Genomic DNA, 18229 nt, shown 5'->3' on the forward strand with positions numbered 1-18229 from the left:
CTTTATGAAACGCTTATTGATTGCCCTGACGGGCTTAACCCTTTCCGCCAGCGCGCTGGCGGCAGATGCGGATGCGCAGGAAAATGTCTACGCCGGCCAGCTCTGCCATCTGGTCAGCAGCGAACAGAAAACCGGTGACATGGAGAGCTATACCGCCAAGCTGAAGGCGCAAATGGCCGCCAGCCAGTCACCTTCTGCCATGAACAAGACTGAATTTGATGAAGAGATCGCGCAGGAAGTGATCAACGGCTGGCTGGAACTCGGCGAAGAGGAGCGCGGTAAGCTGCGCCACGATCAGCAGCAGTGCGAGCAGACCGTCATGACGCAGTTTCAGCAGCAGGATTAAGCCGCCGCTTTGCGGTATGTGCCACCGCGGCAGCAGCGGCAGCCATCACGTTATACGCGCCTTTTATGGCGCGTTTTTTTATGGCTTTTTGGTGCGGAATGCGTACATTATCGCCGGATAGAAATCAGACTTTCGTCATACCAATAATCTGACCCGTGGCCGGGTGTTTCCTGAGAGTGGCTGGCACGCAACATGATGACACGTCGTCGTTTTTTACAGGCGAGCGGGGCAACCGTTCTCGCGATGACCACCGGCAAGCTGTTTGCCCGTGATGACATCATTCCGCTCTGGCCGGATGAGCCGCCGGGTGGGGGCGGTCCGTCCGGCCTGTTAAGGGTCAATACTAAAGGCTCATGGACCAATATCGTTTCACCCGCTATCCAGCGCTTTCGTCCGGAAAACCCCAACGGCGAGGCGGTACTGATTGCCGCGGGCGGTGGCTATCGCTTCATCGGCATGGGCCGGGAGGCGTGGCCGGTGGCGCGCTGGCTGAATGCCAATGGCTATACCGCCTATGTGCTGAGCTATCGCCTGCCCGGTGAAAAGTGGCAGGCGGGCAATCTGGCACCGCTGCAGGATGCACAGCGCGCCATTCGCATGGTACGCGCGATGGAGTCGAAAGTGCACCTGCTCGGCTTTTCGGCCGGCGGCCATCTGCTGGGCATGGCCGCCGCGCGACCTGACTTTCGCACTTATCCGCAGCAGGACGCGCTGGATGAGATCGTGCCTTCAGCCAGCAGCGTGGGGCTTATCTACCCGGTGATCACGCTGGAAGCGCCGTTTCAGCATACGCAGACCCGCCTGATGATGGTGGGGGCGCACGCCACTGCGACCCAGGCGGCGAACTGGTCCGTGCAAAACTATGTTACCCGCGCCTATCCGCCGACGTTTCTCGCCCAGGCAGAGGACGATCGCACCTCCAATCCTTACAACACCGAACTGATGCGCGACGTCTGCCGGCGCATGCGCGTACCGGTTGAGCTGATTGAGCTCAGCAGCGGCGGGCACGGATTTGGCCTGGGTAAAGCGGGCACGCCTGCTGCGCTCTGGGACCAGGCGTATGTGCGCTGGCTCGATAAACTGAGCTGATCGCTGCGGCGCACCTGCCGCACACCCTACCAGGCGGGAATGCTGTTGCACTGCCACACTCAGTAACCGGTAACGCGTTATTGTGTCCTGACAGGAGAAAAGCGAATGAAAGCGATGATTCTTAACCAGCCCGGCGGGCTGGATAATCTGCAGCTGGTGGATCTGCCCGATCCCGGCAAGCCCGCCGCTGACGAGATCCGCGTCCGTATCCACGCCACCTCACTTAATTATCACGATCTGCTGGTTGCCGACGGATCGATCCCGACCGAAGCGGGGCGCATTATGATGGCGGACGGCGCCGGCGTCGTGGAGGCGGTGGGCAGCAGCGTCAGCGAATTCCGCCCCGGCGACCACGTGGTTTCCTGCTTTTTCCCGCAGTGGCAGGATGGCCTGCCTTACGCCCGCGTGGGCGACTTCACCCGCACGCCGGGAGATGGCGCGCAGGGCTTTGCCGCGGAAACCGTGGTGCGCCCGGCGCATCACTTCACCCTGGCGCCGCGCGGCTGGAGCCATGCTGAAGCGGCCACTATCACCACCTCCGGGCTGACGGCGTGGCGGGCGCTGGTAGGCGATGCGCAGATCAAGGCGGGCGATACTATCGTTACGCTCGGCACCGGCGGCGTCTCCATTACCGCACTGCAGATCGCTAAAGCGATGGGCGCGCGGGTGATTGTCACCTCATCCTCTGATGAGAAGCTGGCGCGTGCGCGCGAGCTGGGCGCCGATGCCGGCATTAACTACCGCACCACGCCCGGGTGGGGCAGCGAAGTACAGCAGCTGACGGATGGGATCGGTGCGGACGTGGTGATTGAGCTGGGCGGACCGGGCACCATGGCAGAGTCGATCAAAGCGGTGCGTATCGGCGGACATATCGCGCTGATTGGCGTACTGACCGGCCATGAAGGCGTGATCCCGACCTCGCTGTTGATGGCGAAGCAGGCGCGGATCCAGGGGCTGATAGTGGGCCATCGCCGGCAGCAGCAGGAGTTTGTGCGGGCGCTGGAGCAGATTGCGGTGCGGCCGGTGATTGGTGAGCATTTTGCGGCGCTTGACGATCTGCCGGCGGCGTTCCGCCATCAGCAGGGCGCCAGCCACTTTGGCAAAATTACCGTCTCCTGGTAACCGGCTACGGCGATCAAAAAAGGCGCCCGTCCGGGCGCCTTTTTGTTAACGCATCGTCACAAACTCTTCCGCTGCGGTGGGGTGAATCGCCACGGTATTGTCGAAATCTTTTTTCGTGGCACCCATCTTCAGCGCCACGGCAAAGCCCTGCAGCATCTCATCCATGCCGCTGCCGATGCCGTGAATACCGACAATCTTCTCTTCCGGGCCGACGCAGACCAGCTTCATGCGGCACGGCTGGCGATGCTGCGTGACCGCGGTGTACATGGCGGTAAAAGAGGATTTATAGACTTTCACCTGGTCATCACCATACTGCTCGCGCGCCTGCGGTTCGGTCAGGCCCACCGTGCCAATCGGCGGATGGCTGAACACCACTGTCGGAATATTGCTGTAGTCGAGATGCTCATCCGGTTTGTTGTTAAACAGACGCTCAGAGAGACGACGGCCTGCCGCCACCGCTACCGGCGTCAGCTCGACGGCACCGGTGTTATCTCCTACCGCATAAATGCCTGCGACGCTGGTATTCTGAAACTTATCGACGCGGATATAGCCTTTCTCATCGAGCGCAACGCCGGTCACGTCAAGGTTAAGATTATCGGTTGCCGGTTCACGACCCACCGCCCAGACCAGGCAATCCACCGTCTGTTCGCTGCCATTTTCCAGCTGCAGCGTCAGGCTGCCGTCAGCATTTTTAACCACGGCTTTTGGCGTCGCTTCGGTATGCAGCTGCGGGCCTTCCGCCTGCATCACCTCCACCAGCGTTTCGCTCAGGAGCGGATCAAAACTGCGCAGCGGAGCGTGTTTACGCACGAACAGATGCGTTTCCGCGCCCAGCGCGTTGACCACGCCTGCCAGCTCGACGGCGATATAGCCTGCACCCACTACGGCCACGCGCCGCGGTAAGGATCCCAGCTCAAAGAAACCGTCAGAATCGATACCATATTCGGCACCTGGCACAGCAGGGCGCACCGGGCGTCCGCCGGTGGCGATCAGAATATGATCGGCGGTGATCGTTTCACCATTAACTTCCACCGTGTGCGCATCCACAAAGCGGGCAAAGCCTTTGATGACTTCGACTTTGTTTTTGCCCAGCACGTTGTCATAAGAGGTGTGAATGCGATCGATATAGGCGCTGCGGTTCTTTACCAGCGTGGCCCAGTCAAAGCGGTTCACCGTAGTATCAAAGCCGTAATCGGGTCCATACAGATGAATGGCTTCGGCGATCTGTGCCGCATGCCACATCACTTTTTTGGGCACGCAACCGACGTTAACGCAGGTGCCACCCAGCTCTTTCGCTTCGATCAGCGCACACGTCTGGCCGTGCATGGCTGCACGATTAATGGAGGCGATGCCGCCGCTGCCGCCGCCGATAGCGAGGTAGTCAAAATGTCTGGTCATCCGTTGTTTCCGTCTGTTGAGAAAATATGGCGTAAAGTTTACCGCTACCTGGCGGAGCGGCGCAAAGGTTCCGCCTATGATTATGATAGAGTGAAATCCAGGTTTCGCTTACAGGTAAGGCTATTATGCATCTGACTTTTTTAGGCACCGGCGCGGGCGCGCCCAGTTTACAGCGCAATGTCAGCGCGATCGCCCTGACGCTCTCAAAGCGTGGCGACACCTGGCTGTTTGACTGCGGTGAGGCGACGCAGCATCAGTTTATGCGCTCGGCGCTTCGCCCTGGCAAACTGGAGAAGATTTTCATTACGCACCTGCATGGCGATCACATTTTTGGCCTGCCGGGCCTGCTTACCAGCCGCTCGATGGCGGGCATGCTCGATCCGCTGACGCTGTATGGCCCTGAGGGGCTGAAGGCATTTGTTGAAAACGCGCTGAGCCTGAGCAGTTCATGGACCACTTATCCGCTGGAAATCGTGGAGATTGAGGCGGGTCTGGTACTGGATAACGGCGAGTTCCGGGTGACCGCTTATCCGATGAATCATGTCGTAGAGTGCTACGGCTACCGCATTGAGCAGCATGATAAGCCCGGATTTCTGGATGCCGCACGGCTTAAAGCAGAGGGCGTGCCGCGCGGCCCCTGGTATCAGGATCTAAAGCAGGGAAAAGTTATCCGGCTGGAGGATGGGCGCGAAATTAACGGCGCAGACTATCTGGGGCCCGCGACGGCAGGTAAGGTGCTGGCAATATTTGGCGATACCGCGCCGACCGACGCCGCGCTGGCGCTGGCGGCCAACGCCGATGTCATGGTGCATGAAACCACGCTTGAGGCAGCAATGGCGGAGAAGGCCAACGGGCGCGGTCACTCAACGACGGTGCAGGCGGCAGCCGTGGCGCAGCAGGCGGGGGTTAAGCGTATGATCGCGACGCACTTCAGCTCGCGCTATCTCTCTGCAGATCGGGACAAGCTGCTGGCGGAGTGCCAGTCGGTGTTTGCGGCAACCGAACTGGCACACGATTTTGCTGTTGTGGAGATTTAACGCGCCGGACGGTTACTCTGGTACTACCTGCGTCACGCTATAGTGCCCGGTGCCGGCAGGGACCAGCGTTTTATGCAGCCACGGCAGCAGCTCTTCCATCTGCGCTTTGAGTTTCCACGGCGGATTAATGACTATCATGCCGGAGGCGGTCATGCCGCGCTGGTCGCTGTCCGGACGCACCGCCAGCTCAATCTGCAGAATATTGCGGATACCGGTAGCTTCCAGATCGCGCAGCATATGTTTGATTTGCTGGCGCATTACCACCGGATACCAGAGCGCATAGATACCGGTAGCAAAGCGCTTATAGCCTTCCTGAATCCCTTTCACCACATCCTGGTAGTCGCTTTTCATCTCATAAGGGGGATCGATCAGGATCAGGCCGCGCCGCGCCGGCGGTGGCAGTTTCGCCTTCAGCTGCTGATAGCCATCGCCGCGTTCCACGCGCGCGCGCGCATCTTTGCTGAACTCGGTGCGTAGTAGCGGATAGTCGCTGGGGTGCAGTTCGGTCAGCTGCAGCTTATCCTCTTCGCGCAGCAGGTAACGGGCGATCAGCGGTGAACCTGGATAGTAGCGCAGGGTGCCACCGGGATTCAGGTTACGCACCGCGTTCAGATAGGGTTTCAGCAGCGCAGGCGCGTCAGGCTGCTGCCAGATGCGGGCGATGCCTTCCAGATATTCACCCGTGCGCTCGGCGTGCGCGCTGCTCAGCTGGTAGCGTCCGGCACCCGCGTGCGTATCCAGATAGAGAAAGGGCTTATCCTTCTCCATGAGCGCGGTGAGGATCAGGCTTTCAACGGTGTGTTTCAGCACGTCGGCGTGGTTGCCGGCGTGAAAACTGTGGCGATAACTCAGCATAAAAGATGGGGGTCCGCAGTTGGATCAAAGGAGTTGACGATTGAATATGGCGCGATTATAGCCGGACCGTACAGAAATTGCTGGGCTTTTGCGGCCTCCGCCCCGGCGCTGCGGCAGCGCAGTACGCATCGGGCCAGCCGCGGGAAAGCGGGCAGGGCACGGCAAAATAGTGACAGGCCGATTCAGGCTCACGCTTAATTTGCTGCCAGATCGCGCCTGGAAATGCAATTTTGAGCGTTTTTTCCTACTTCTATTCCATTTTACGGCATTGATTTTAATGTCCGGCGCCCGCATTTTAGTAAAATTGCGTAGCGCGAGTATTCGCGCCCATAATTCCATGATGAAAGGATCGCGCTTATGACTAACCCATTACTTACCCCTTTTACCCTGCCCCCTTTTACCGCCATTAAACCCGAGCATGTGGTGCCTGCCGTGACTCAGGTTCTTGAAGAGTGCCGTGATACGGTAGATCGTGCGGTAACGCGGGGAGCGCCTTACACCTGGGAGAGCCTGGTTCAGCCTATTGCAGAAGCAGACGATCGTCTGAGCCGCGTATTTTCACCTGTCAGCCATCTGAATGCGGTAAAAAATAACCCCGATCTGCGCGACGCCTTCGACAAAGTGCTGCCGCTGCTTTCTGAATATTCTACCTGGGTTGGACAGCATGAGGGCCTCTACAAGGCGTATCGCAGCCTGAAGCAAAGCGAAGGCTTTGCTGCACTCAGCCCGGAGCAGCAGCGCGCTATTGATAACAGCCTGCGTGATTTCGAGCTGTCAGGCATCGGGCTGGAAAGAGACAAACAGCGGCGCTATGGCAAAATTATGGCGCGCCTGTCAGAGCTGGGCTCAGCCTATAGCAACAATGTGCTGGATGCGACCATGGGCTGGACCAAACTTGTCACCGATAAAGCGGAGCTGGCGGGTGTACCTGAAGATGCGCTTGCCGCTGCCGAGGCGCAGGCTAAGCTACGCAAGCAGGAAGGCTGGCTGCTGACGCTGGATATCCCGAGCTATCTGCCAATTATCACCTATTGCGACAACGCCGCCCTGCGTGAAGAGATGTACCGTGCGTACGCTACGCGCGCTTCCGATCAGGGACCCAACGCAGGCAAATGGGATAATGGCCCGATAATGGAAGAGCAGCTGGCGCTGCGCCACGAGCTGGCCCAGCTGCTTGGCTACGACTCCTACGCGGATAAGTCGCTGGTAACCAAAATGGCCGACAGCCCGTCTCAGGTCATCGACTTCCTGGGCGATCTGGCAAAACGCGCCCGTCCACAGGCTGAGCAGGAGCTGGCGCAGCTGCGTGAGTTCGCTAAAGAGGTGTACGGGGTTGATAACATGCAGCCCTGGGATATCACCTATTTTAGTGAAAAGCAGAAGCAGCATCTCTTCGCGATCAGTGATGAACAGCTGCGTCCCTATTTTCCGGAAGCCCGCGTATTAAAAGGCCTGTTTGAAGTCGTAAAACGTATCTACGGCATCAACGTTAAAGAGCGCAAGGGCGTTGAGATCTACCATCATGATGTCCGCTTCTTCGACCTGTTTGATGAAAGCGGCGAACTGCGCGGCAGTTTCTATCTCGATCTCTACGCGCGCGAGCATAAGCGCGGTGGTGCCTGGATGGATAATTGCGTTGATAAAATGCGCAAGGCGGACGGCAGCCTGCAGAAGCCTATCGCCTATCTGACCTGTAATTTCAGCCAGCCGCTGTCGGATAAGCCTGCCCTGTTTACGCACGACGAAGTTATCACGCTGTTCCACGAATTTGGCCATGGTCTGCACCACATGCTGACGCAGGTTGAAGTCCCGGGAATATCGGGTATCAACGGCGTACCGTGGGATGCGGTCGAACTGCCGAGCCAGTTTATGGAAAACTGGTGCTGGGAACCGGATGCGCTGGATTTTATCTCCGGTCACTACCAAACCGGTTCATCCCTGCCGGACGAGCTGCTGGAAAAAATGCTGAAAGCGAAGAATTACCATGCGGCGCTGTTTATCCTGCGTCAGCTTGAATTCGGCCTGTTCGATCTGCAGCTTCACACGGGTTTTGACCCGCAGCAGGGGCCGAAGGTTATGGATACCCTGCATGCCGTCAAGAAGCAGGTTGCCGTTGTGGAATCGCCGCAGTGGGGACGCTTCCCGCATGCGTTCAGCCATATCTTTGCAGGCGGATATGCCGCCGGTTACTACAGCTATTTATGGGCCGATGTGCTGGCAGCAGATGCGTGGGCGCGCCTCAGCGATGAGGGCATTTTCAATCGCGAAACCGGCCAGGCGTTCCTTGACAATATCCTGACGCGCGGCGGTGCTGAAGAGCCAATGGAGCTGTTCAAACGCTTCCGCGGCCGCGAGCCGCAGCTTGATGCCATGCTGAAAAGCTACGGCATCCAGGGATAAACCGGCTTGTGAAAATCGGTTTAGTGGATGAAACAGGCGCCGGAGACGGCGCCTTATTACAGCTGGCAACGCGCTGGGGCCTTGAGCAGGATGAGAACGCGCCGCTGGCGCTGGTGCTCACGTCTGCGCATCTTGAGCTGCGCAAGCGCGATGAGCCTAAGCTGGGCGGTATTTTTGTCGATTTTGTCTCCGGTGCCATGGCGCACCGGCGCAAATTTGGCGGCGGACGCGGCGAAGCGGTGGCCAAAGCCGTGGGCATCAAAGGCGGCTATCTGCCGGATGTGGTCGACGCAACGGCCGGTCTCGGACGCGATGCGTTTGTGCTTGCCGCGCTGGGGTGCCGGGTGCGGATGCTGGAGCGCCACCCGGTGGTCGCCGCGCTGCTTGAGGATGGCCTGCAGCGTGGCTACGCCGACAGCGAAATCGGCGGCTGGCTGCGCGAGCGGCTGACGCTGCTGCACGTGGCGAGCCAGCAGGCGCTGAGCGATATCGCGCCCGCGCCGGATGTGGTCTATCTCGACCCCATGTATCCGCACCGGCAGAAAAGTGCGATGGTAAAAAAAGAGATGCGCGTATTTCAGTCGCTGGTGGGGGCTGATGAGGATGCCGATGCGCTGCTGGAGCCTGCGCGGCGTCTGGCGAAAAAGCGTATCGTGGTCAAGCGTCCTGATTACGCACCGCCGCTGGCAGGCGTGGTGACACAGTCTGCCGTGGTAACAAAAAGTCACCGCTTTGATATCTATCCGCCGCTAACCTGAAGCGGCAGAGCAGGGCGTCAGATATAAAACAGGCCGGTTATCCCGGCCTGTTTTTTTATTCTTCTTCTGCGTCGCGCAGCGGCACAATCAGCATATCGATATGCACGGTATTGATCAGCTGACGCGCGGATGACATCAGCTTGCTCCAGAAATCCTGGTGATGTCCGCAGACCACCAGATCCACATCATATTTCCGGATAGCATCCACCAGCACCTGGCCCAGATCGCCGCTGCCGCTCAGCGTTTCGCCAACCGGATAGCCTGCGCTGACGGAGAGAGCTTTCAGGGCGCTGTGCGTCTCCTCTGAAATGCGCTTCTGCATATCGCCGAGATTTACGTCAATCAGGCCGGTATAGAGATCGGAATAGTTAACGTCAACGTGGATCAGCGAGATTTTGGCATCATAAGGACGCGCCAGCGATACCGCTTTATCCACCAGCAGCTGGCTTTCCGGAGAGAGATCGACTGCAATCAGGATATGTTTATAGGCCATGATAAAACTCCTTTCTCAATATTCTGGGGGGCTACCCTCCCGCAAACCACGGCGGGCGTTTTCCTTAGCGCGAAGCGGCGATGATGCGCCGGTGACTCAATGAAACTGCAGGATCTGTTGTTATCTGCTGAGTATAGCCAGTGTCACCGGCAAATGCTGCACCGCTGCGCCTGAGCGTGATAACGATCCACTGAGCAGGGGGTTATGCATATATTGACGAAGCGCGTCGCTGGAAAAAGTTTGAGCAGATATTCTACACTGAAATTGCGTGCCACTTTTCTCTGGTGGCGAGGCGCAGATCTGTAAAACAACAACGCCAATCTGCTTATCGATGGCTGGCTTATTTTCCACAGGGCGTCTGCAGCACTTCCCCGCTGCATATCACGTCATTGCGGTACCAGCCAGAAGGGGGAAATATGATCAGCACTATCGCGCTTTTTTGGGCTCTTTGTGTGGTTTGTCTGGTAAATATGGCGCGCTACTTCTCTTCCCTGCGTGCGCTGCTCTACGTATTGCGCGGCTGCGATCCGCTGTTGTACCAATATGTTGATGGTGCCGGCTTTTTTACGTCTCACGGCCAGCCGGGTAAACAGGTGCGGCTGGTGCGCTATATCTGGTTAAAGCGCTATCTTGACCATCATGACGATGAGTTTATCCGCCGCTGTGAACGGGTGCGCAGTCAGTTTGTACTGACCAGCGGACTCTGTTTTCTGGTCGTGGTGAGCCTGGTGGCGATGGCGATCTGGCAGTAAAGCGACACCGTTATTCCGCGCGCAGGCAATAAAAAAGGGCGACACTGCTGTCGCCCTTTTGCCGGAATAGTGCGGTATCAAATCAGATGCAGCGCAATCCAGTAGAGTCCGCCCGAGAGCAAAATACAGACCGGCAGCGTGAAGATCCACGCCATGGCGATATTTTTAATGGTGCGACTCTGCAGTCCGCCGCCGTCAACCAGCATGGTGCCGGCCACAGAGGAGGAGAGGATATGTGTGGTTGAAACCGGCATACCGGTATAGCTTGCCACGCCAATCGATACGGCGGCAGTCACCTGCGCCGACATACCCTGCGCATAGGTCATGCCTTTCTTACCGATTTTTTCACCGATGGTGGTCGCCACACGACGCCAGCCAATCATGGTGCCGATACCCAGCGCCAGCGCCACGGCCACGATAATCCAGACCGGGGCATACTCGATGGTGCCAAGCAGATCGCCCTTCAGCTTGCTGAGGAAGCGCTTATCATCCGCGCCGGTTTCCGGCAGCTTGGCCGCCTTATCCGCCGTGTCAGAGATGCACAGCAGCAGACGACGCATCTGGCTGCGCTGATCGACAGAGAGCTGATCGTAGCTCTGCAGATTATTCAGCAGGCCCTGGGCCCGGCCGATAGCCTGCAGCGCACGGGCGCTGTCACAGTGGAACTCCTGCGGGCCGCTCGGAACTTCTTCCGGGGTCGGCAGCGCAGGCGGTGCCATCTGCACAATGTGCGTCAGCGAATCGCCGTGCTGGCGGTAATACTGCTCCAGATGATTAACCGCATCGCGCGTGCGGGTAATGTCATAACCGGAAGCGTTCATATTCACGACAAAACCTGCCGGAGCCACGCCAATCAGCACCAGCATGATCAGACCAATGCCTTTCTGTCCGTCGTTAGCGCCGTGTGAATAGCTGACACCGATGGCCGAAACAATCAGCGCGATGCGCGTCCAGAATGGCGGCTTTTTCTTGCCATCGATCTTTTCACGGTCAGCGGGGGTCATATGAATACGCGCGCGTTTCTTCGTACTGCTCCAGTAGCGGCGCAGCAGGAAAATCAGGCCGCCGGCGATGATCAATCCGATAATCGGTGACAGGATCAGCGACAGAAAGATATTGATCACTTTTGGCAGATTAAGCGCATCCACTACAGAGGTGCCGGTCATCAGCGCATTGGTGAGACCAATACCGATAATGGCGCCAATCAGCGTATGGGAGCTGGAGGCCGGCAGGCCCAAATACCAGGTGCCGAGGTTCCAGATAATGGCAGCCAGCAGCATGGAAAAGACCATGGCGAGGCCGTGCGCCGAACCAACATTCAGGAGCAGGTCGGTAGGAAGCATATGTACGATGGCGTAGGCCACGCTCAGACCGCCGAGCAGCACGCCAAAAAAGTTGAACACACCTGCCATCACCACTGCCAGCTGCGCCCGCATCGCACGGGTGTAGATGACGGTAGCGACCGCGTTGGCGGTGTCGTGGAAGCCGTTGATTGCCTCATAAAACAATACAAACAGCAGGGCAAGAACCAATAACAGGCCGGTACTCAGGTCAAGACCAGCAAACAGATGTAGCATAAACGTTACGCCATTTTGGAGGACATGAACGCGGCGCATTATCTGCGACAACGCACTGTATGGGAAAGAGAAATATAGCCTTTTTTTGTCTTAAATTGGTAACTCAGAGGACAAAACAAGGTAAAAGAGCCGAAAAATGAAACAGTTACATTATGACATATTTACGGCATTTTTTTGAAGGTGGCGCAAAAAGCCGCAGATCACTACAATCAGCGCCTTTCGTAATCAGGTGGACATCGCAGTGGAAAAGTTTGACGTTATCGTAATAGGGGCAGGTGCTGCCGGGATGTTCTGTGCAGCGCAGGCGGGACAGCGCGGGCGCCGCGTACTGCTGCTGGATAACGGCAAAAAAGCGGGCCGTAAGATTCTGATGTCAGGCGGCGGCCGCTGCAACTTTACCAATCTGTATACCGAGCCGGCGGCCTACCTGTCGCACAATCCGCACTTCTGCAAATCTGCACTGGCGCGTTACACCCAGTGGGATTTTATCGATCTGGTCAGCCGGTACGGCATCGCTTGGCATGAAAAAACGCTGGGTCAGCTGTTCTGTGATGACTCCGCGCAGCAGATTGTCGATATGCTGCTGAAAGAGTGTGAAGCGGGTGCGGTGACGCTGCGGCTGCGCAGCGAAGTGCTGAGCACGGAGCGTGACAACGGGGGATACCGGCTGCAGCTTAATGGCGCAGAGGTATGGGCAGAGAAGCTGGTGATCGCCAGCGGCGGGCTGTCGATGCCGGGACTGGGCGCGTCGCCGTTTGGTTACAAAGTGGCGGAGCAGTTTGGTCTGCGCGTCTATCCGACCCGCGCCGGACTGGTGCCGTTTACGCTGCATAAGCCGCTGCTGGAGCAGCTCAGCACCCTGTCGGGCGTTGCGCTGCCGGCCACCATCGAAGCGCAGGATGGCACGCTGTTTAAGGAGGCGATGCTGTTTACCCATCGCGGTCTCTCTGGTCCGGCAGTGCTGCAGATCTCCAGCTACTGGCAGCCAGGCGAGTTTATCAGCGTCAACCTGCTGCCGGCGCTGGCGCTGAACGACTACCTTGATGAGCAGCGCAGCGCACATCCCAATCTCAGCCTGAAAAACAGCCTGGCGAAGATCCTGCCGAAGCGGCTGGTGGAGGTTCTGCAGGCGATGAATTCGATTCCGGATGTCACCCTGAAGCAGCTCAACAGCAAACAGCAGGCTGAACTGGCGCAGTTACTGCACCAGTGGCGGGTACAGCCAAACGGCACCGAAGGTTATCGCACCGCAGAGGTCACGCTGGGAGGCGTCGATACCACCCAGCTCTCTTCAAAAACCATGGAGGCGCGCGATGTGCCGGGCCTCTATTTCATTGGTGAAGTTGCGGACGTGACCGGCTGGCTGGGGGGCTACAATTTCCAGTGGGCGTGGAGTTCCGCCTGGGCCTGCGCCCAGGCGCTCTGAGCATTACCGGCGGCTCAGCAGCAGCTGTCCCAGCAGGCTGTCGCGGTTGACCACGCCATATTTCAGGTTGGTGGCGAGATATTTGCGATCGAAGCCGGTGAGTTTGGTTAACGGCGGCAGCACCTCAGGCAGACGATCGACCATCAGCATGCGGCTCAGCCGGACCGGACGCCACTCGCTCAGGCTTTGATAAAGCAGTGCGCTGGCTTCGCACTTGCGCAGATAAAGATTGTAATGATTGCTTTCGCGCAGCGCCTGCTGCTGCGCCAGATAGACTACCAGATAGTCGGGTGGCGTAATCCCCTGCACCAGGGTGTCATAGTCAGGCTGCGCCAGCAGCTGCCGGAAGAAAGCCTCCGCCCCCAGCGTCACAATCGGGCGGAAATAGTGCAGCCAGCGGCCAATAAAGGCATTGTTCGCCGGAGCCGCAAGAAACCACGACTCAATCACCGGATAAGCCATATCGTGCGTTGAACCGGCACGATAAAACGCAATCAGGTCGTAACGCGAGTCGGCGTTAACGGCCAGCAGCGTATCCAGCGTACGGTTGAGGATAATGGTGGCATCCATCCAGATGCCGCCATAGCGGTAAAGCAGCTCCAGGCGGATAACATCGCTTTTGTGCGACGGACGCATATCGGGATGCGTAAACTGCAGGTCCGGCAGATAGTGGGCGAGATTGCGATTGTTAATCACCGTCATCTGGTAACCCGGGTTTTCCCGGACAATTTTATCCACAAAAATCTGCACTTCAGCGGGCAGCGTTTCGCTCTCCCAGTACATCCAGATCTGCTGCGGGATTGGCGTGCCGGTGGCGGGCTGGCTGCACATATCGATATCCTGCTCATCGCGCGGATTATAGCTTGCCAGCTGTTTACGCCGCGTCAGCATCTTCTCTGCCCGCAGACCCAGCGAGACCAGATGCGTTTTAACGTTATTTTTGTTCATGCTTTTTCCTGTCACAGGCCGTCAGCTATCGCAGTTTTTATGCAGGCAAAAAAACTGGCCCTGTGGCAACGTCCTGAATGCACCCTGAGCGGCGCGAAATGAAGTTTTAAAATTAACAAAGGGCGTGAAGTTGCTCAATCAATAAACCGTAAAACAACAACTTTAAGAGAATCCGCAGAAACCGGCGCGGATGGCTCACGCGGGCGGGTAGCCGGGCCGCTAATCTGCTATTATCGCCAGGTTTTTTACTCCGCCGATCCTGTGACACTATGTTAAAAATGAAATTTCTGCTGCCGGTGCTGATTTTGCTGAGCGCAGCCGTATGGTGGCTGATGCCACATTATGATGATGAAGATAAAGCTTATTATATTGCTGTATTCTGTACGCTGACCCACGACGGGCGCGATAACAGCCCGCAGGCGATGCAACAGATTATTGAAGGCGGTAACTCCGATTACGCGCTGCAGAAAATCCGCTTCCAGCCTGGCCTGGCAACCCATCTACAGCAGGTGTGGCAGGATCTGGCCTTGCCGCAGCAGCAGCAGGCGCGTCAGGAGGCGCTGCGCTGCCGGCAGATCATGTCAGCCGTGATGCTGCCGGGTAAGCCAGTGGCATAAAAGCGATTGCGCTTCTCTGCGGCCGGCGCGAAGCGTATTGCCGGCCGATCACAGCGGGTCTTCATCCGGAGAGCCCGGTTTACCCTCCATACGCCGGCAAATCGCACAGGGGTCGTCACTGTTGCGGATATGCGCTTCCGCTTCGTGACTCAACCTGCGCCTGCGGCACTGCAGCGGCGTGCAACCCAGCGTCTGCTTAAACGAACGGGTCAGCGACTGCTGGCTTTCAAAATGGTATTTCAGCGCCAGGCGAATAATCGGCGTGTCGCTGTATTTAAGATCCGCAATACAGTGGGTCAGTTTTTTCCGGCGAATATAACGCGCCAGCGTTTCACTATAATAGCGGGCAAATAATTTCTGCAGATACCATTTCGAATATCCTGATTTCTGTGCAATATCGTCGATGCTCAGGCGCTGCTCCAGATTATCGGTGATCCACTCTTTTATTATGGCGATAACTTGCTGATTATATTTCTGCTTCATGCCGATGTTTTCCCTTCACTCGTTATTATGAAGGTTAATTAAACGGCATAAAATAGCGGCATGCTAAATTATTTTTCTGCTTTTGATTAATATATTCTCATATCAAGAATGGTCTTGTTTTTATATAAATACTTTACCGTTATTTCTGGAAATAACAGAATAAAAGCAGCGTTATTTATTTAAATTTCGATCAGAAAAAGCGGTTCACGTGCTCACGATTATTGTGTAAATCAGCAGCCCGGCGATAGCGACCGCCAGGCTGAAGAGTGCTTATCAGAGCACTTTCTGCTCGGCGAGATCCAGCGCAAAGTAGCTGAATATCAGGTCGGCACCGGCACGCTTAATGGCGCCCAGACTTTCCAGTACGACATTACGCTCGTCAATCGCACCCGCCTGCGCGGCGAACTTGATCATCGCATATTCACCGCTCACCTGGTAGGCAGCCAGCGGCAGCGTGGTGCGTTCGCGAATATCACGCAGAATGTCGAGATAGGCGCCGGCAGGTTTAACCATCAGCGAATCCGCCCCTTCGGCTTCATCCAGCAGGGATTCGCGGATCGCTTCACGCCGGTTCATCGGGTTCATCTGATAGGTCTTGCGATCGCCTTTCAGCGCCGTGCCAGCGGCCTCACGGAACGGGCCGTAGAACGAAGAGGCAAACTTAGTGGAGTAGGACATAATCGCCGTATCCGTAAAGCCCGCCCCATCCAGCGCCTGACGAATCGCCTTAACCTGACCATCCATTGCCGCTGAAGGGGCAATGAAGTCAGCACCCGCCTGCGCGGCTACTACCGCCTGCCTGCCCAGATTGATCAGCGTCTGGTCATTATCCACGCCGTGATCGCACAGCACACCGCAGTGGCCGTGGCTGGTGTATTCACAGAAGCAGGTGTCGGACATCACGATCATCTCCGGCACGGTATCTTTACAGATACGCGCCATACGCGCGACCAGGCCATTCTCCTGCCATGCATCGCTGCCGGTGGCGTCGGTATGATGCGAAATACCGAAGGTCATTACCGAGCGGATACCCGCTTTGGCAATACGCTCAATTTCATACGCGAGACGTTTTTCCGGAATTCGCATCACGCCTGGCATAGCGTTGATCGGCACATAGTCATCCACCTCTTCTTCAACAAAGATCGGCAGCGCCAGATCGTTGATGCTAAGGCCGGATTCCTGGAACATTGCGCGCATAGAGGCGCTTTTACGCAGCCTTCTCGGGCGCTGGATCAGATTAAATTCAGACATGTTCACACAACTTTTTTGGATGAAAATAGTGACTACAGTTTACTCTTTTTCACGTCGGGTAATGAAGAATGTGTGCTGCTGAGAGGCGGAGACGGGAGATAAAAAAGTCCCGCCGGGCGGCGGGACTGGTGAATATTACTCTTTAATAACCGGATGCTGATCGACCAGGTTGCGGCGTTTAGCCTCAAGGCGTGCGATCTCGGCATCAATATCTTCAATCTTCTGTTCGATGTTGTCGTGATGCTCCTGCAGGATCTCACGGGCTTCATCCAGGTCAGATGCCGCAGGCGTGGCGCCACGCAGCGGTTTGTTCGCCGTCTCTTTCATATAGAGACCGGTGATCAGACCCACGACAGCAACCACCATCAGATAGTAGGCAGGCATATAGAGGTTATTGCTGGCTTCTACTGCCCAGGCGGTAATAGTTGGCGTCAGACCGGCCACCAGAACCGAGATGTTGAATGCACTGGCCAGCGCGCTGTAGCGGATATGCGTCGGGAACATCGCCGGCAGCGACGAGGCCATGACGCCGGTAAAGGCGTTGAGGATAACCGCCAGCAGCAGCAGGCCGGCAAAAATCAGGCCCAGCACGTTACTGTTAATCAGCGTAAACGCCGGGATCGCACAGAAGAACAGCGCAATACTGCCGAGGATAACAAACGGACGACGGCCGAAGCGGTCGCTCAGCATGCCCATGATCGGCTGTACAAACAGCATACCCATCATGATGGCGATGATAATCAGCACCCCATGATCTTCTGAGTAGTGCAGGTTATGTGACAGGTAGCTCGGCATGTAAGTCAGCAGCATGTAGTAGGTCACGTTGGTGGCAAGCACCAGACCGATACAGGCCAGCAGGCTTTTCCAGTGTTTGGTGGCGATCTCTTTGAACGACACTTTCGGGCCATCGCGCAGGCCGTCACGGTCACCCTGCTCCAGACCATCAACGTGCTGCTGGAAAGCCGGGGTCTCTTCCAGCGCATGGCGCAGATAGAGGCCAATCAGGCCCAGCGGCAGCGCCAGGAAGAACGGCACGCGCCAGCCCCACTCAAGGAAGTTAGCTTCGCCGACGATAGTCGAGAGCAGCACCACAACGCCTGCACCCAGCACGAAACCGGCGATAGAGCCGAAGTCGAGCCAGCTGCCCATAAAGCCGCGTTTACGGTCCGGGGAGTACTCTGCGACAAAAATCGATGCGCCGGTATACTCGCCGCCGACCGAGAAGCCCTGGGCCATTTTGGCCAGCAGCAGCAGAATCGGTGCCCAGATGCCGATAGAGGCGTAAGAGGGGATCAGGCCGATACAGAAGGTACTGACCGACATAATAACAATGGTGATAGAGAGAATTTTCTGGCGGCCATACTTATCGCCCAGCATGCCGAAGAACAGACCACCCAGCGGACGGATCAGGAACGGAACCGAAAAGGTACCCAGCGCCGCGATCATCTGCACGCCCGGAGAGGCATCCGGGAAAAAGACTTTACCCAGCGCATAGGCAACAAAGCCATAGACACCAAAGTCGAACCACTCCATCGCATTACCCAGCGATGCCGCAGTAATAGCCTTGCGTAAGCGGGCGTCATCGATAATGGTGACGTCATCCAGCCCGATAGGTTTTACACGCTTCCTACGTAATTTCATGATGTTACCCTGTATTGGAATTCGAAAAATCCTCAA

17 protein-coding genes are annotated in these 18229 nt (G+C 57.0%); 9 read left to right on the forward strand and 8 right to left on the reverse strand.

Annotated features, from left to right (window positions below; genetic code table 11):
* The first annotated feature begins 4 nt into the window (after positions 1 to 4).
* From B4M48_RS05480 to B4M48_RS05490, 3 genes are all read left to right on the forward strand, one after another.
* Positions 5 to 346: a hypothetical protein gene (locus B4M48_RS05480; protein ID WP_039381035.1), complete on the forward strand. Its 342-nt coding sequence runs from the start codon at positions 5 to 7 to the stop codon at positions 344 to 346.
* Between the two features lie 192 nt (positions 347 to 538).
* On the forward strand, positions 539 to 1435 hold the full coding sequence (locus tag B4M48_RS05485; protein WP_039381033.1) for an alpha/beta hydrolase: 897 nt from the start codon (positions 539 to 541) through the stop codon (positions 1433 to 1435).
* Between the two features lie 105 nt (positions 1436 to 1540).
* Positions 1541 to 2557 carry a zinc-dependent alcohol dehydrogenase family protein gene (locus B4M48_RS05490; protein WP_039381031.1) on the forward strand — a complete coding sequence of 339 codons (1017 nt, stop codon included), beginning with the start codon at positions 1541 to 1543 and terminating at the stop codon, positions 2555 to 2557.
* A gap of 45 nt (positions 2558 to 2602) precedes the next feature.
* Here B4M48_RS05490 and gorA read toward each other — a convergent pair whose 3' ends face one another.
* Entirely contained in the window at positions 2603 to 3955 is a 1353-nt protein-coding gene (gene gorA / locus B4M48_RS05495; RefSeq protein ID WP_094112215.1) for a glutathione-disulfide reductase, read from the reverse strand.
* Between the two features lie 125 nt (positions 3956 to 4080).
* Between gorA and rnz the strand changes: the two genes are divergently transcribed.
* On the forward strand, positions 4081 to 4992 hold the full coding sequence (rnz, locus tag B4M48_RS05500) for a ribonuclease Z (RefSeq protein ID WP_039381026.1): 912 nt from the start codon (positions 4081 to 4083) through the stop codon (positions 4990 to 4992).
* 12 nt (positions 4993 to 5004) lie between these two features.
* On the opposite strand, the gene B4M48_RS05505 is transcribed toward rnz, so the two are convergent.
* Positions 5005 to 5847 (reverse strand): 23S rRNA (adenine(2030)-N(6))-methyltransferase RlmJ, encoded by an 843-nt coding sequence (locus B4M48_RS05505; RefSeq protein ID WP_039381025.1) that lies wholly within the window; start codon positions 5845 to 5847, stop codon positions 5005 to 5007.
* 357 nt (positions 5848 to 6204) lie between these two features.
* Here B4M48_RS05505 and prlC point away from each other — a divergent pair, with 357 nt between their 5' ends.
* Together prlC and rsmJ are read left to right on the forward strand one after the other, a co-directional pair.
* The gene (gene prlC, locus B4M48_RS05510; protein ID WP_039381023.1) at positions 6205 to 8247 is read left to right on the forward strand and encodes an oligopeptidase A; all 2043 of its coding nucleotides are present in this window, start codon (positions 6205 to 6207) and stop codon (positions 8245 to 8247) included.
* Between the two features lie 8 nt (positions 8248 to 8255).
* The gene (gene rsmJ / locus B4M48_RS05515) at positions 8256 to 9005 is read left to right on the forward strand and encodes a 16S rRNA (guanine(1516)-N(2))-methyltransferase RsmJ (protein ID WP_071669270.1); all 750 of its coding nucleotides are present in this window, start codon (positions 8256 to 8258) and stop codon (positions 9003 to 9005) included.
* Positions 9006 to 9060: 55 nt separating this feature from the next.
* Here rsmJ and uspA read toward each other — a convergent pair whose 3' ends face one another.
* Entirely contained in the window at positions 9061 to 9498 is a 438-nt protein-coding gene (gene uspA / locus B4M48_RS05520; RefSeq protein WP_039381019.1) for a universal stress protein UspA, read from the reverse strand.
* Positions 9499 to 9914: 416 nt separating this feature from the next.
* Between uspA and uspB the strand changes: the two genes are divergently transcribed.
* Positions 9915 to 10250, forward strand: coding sequence for a universal stress protein UspB (gene uspB / locus B4M48_RS05525; RefSeq protein WP_039381017.1), 336 nt, complete (start codon positions 9915 to 9917; stop codon positions 10248 to 10250).
* 77 nt (positions 10251 to 10327) lie between these two features.
* Here uspB and pitA read toward each other — a convergent pair whose 3' ends face one another.
* Positions 10328 to 11827, reverse strand: coding sequence for an inorganic phosphate transporter PitA (gene pitA, locus B4M48_RS05530; protein WP_039381015.1), 1500 nt, complete (start codon positions 11825 to 11827; stop codon positions 10328 to 10330).
* 241 nt (positions 11828 to 12068) lie between these two features.
* On the opposite strand from pitA, the gene B4M48_RS05535 reads away from it, so the two are divergent.
* Entirely contained in the window at positions 12069 to 13253 is a 1185-nt protein-coding gene (locus B4M48_RS05535) for an NAD(P)/FAD-dependent oxidoreductase (RefSeq protein ID WP_071669272.1), read from the forward strand.
* A 3-nt stretch (positions 13254 to 13256) separates the two neighbouring features.
* Here the strand turns inward: B4M48_RS05535 and B4M48_RS05540 are convergent, their stop codons facing one another.
* Positions 13257 to 14201 carry a glycosyltransferase family 32 protein gene (locus B4M48_RS05540; protein ID WP_052246458.1) on the reverse strand — a complete coding sequence of 315 codons (945 nt, stop codon included), beginning with the start codon at positions 14199 to 14201 and terminating at the stop codon, positions 13257 to 13259.
* A gap of 269 nt (positions 14202 to 14470) precedes the next feature.
* On the opposite strand from B4M48_RS05540, the gene B4M48_RS05545 reads away from it, so the two are divergent.
* Positions 14471 to 14818: a hypothetical protein gene (locus B4M48_RS05545; RefSeq protein ID WP_039381011.1), complete on the forward strand. Its 348-nt coding sequence runs from the start codon at positions 14471 to 14473 to the stop codon at positions 14816 to 14818.
* A 48-nt stretch (positions 14819 to 14866) separates the two neighbouring features.
* Here the strand turns inward: B4M48_RS05545 and B4M48_RS05550 are convergent, their stop codons facing one another.
* From B4M48_RS05550 to proP, 3 genes are all read right to left on the reverse strand, one after another.
* Positions 14867 to 15301 carry a helix-turn-helix domain-containing protein gene (locus tag B4M48_RS05550; protein WP_052246457.1) on the reverse strand — a complete coding sequence of 145 codons (435 nt, stop codon included), beginning with the start codon at positions 15299 to 15301 and terminating at the stop codon, positions 14867 to 14869.
* Positions 15302 to 15574: 273 nt separating this feature from the next.
* Positions 15575 to 16552, reverse strand: coding sequence for a porphobilinogen synthase (hemB, locus tag B4M48_RS05555; protein WP_039381009.1), 978 nt, complete (start codon positions 16550 to 16552; stop codon positions 15575 to 15577).
* A 135-nt stretch (positions 16553 to 16687) separates the two neighbouring features.
* A complete protein-coding gene (gene proP / locus B4M48_RS05560; protein WP_039381007.1) occupies positions 16688 to 18193 on the reverse strand; it encodes a glycine betaine/L-proline transporter ProP in 1506 nt (501 codons plus the stop codon).
* Between the last annotated feature and the right edge of the window lie 36 nt (positions 18194 to 18229).

Origin of the sequence: Pantoea sp. UBA6567 (assembly GCF_002434165.1) — a bacterium.
GTDB classification, from domain to species: Bacteria; Pseudomonadota; Gammaproteobacteria; order Enterobacterales; family Enterobacteriaceae; genus Pantoea; species Pantoea eucrina.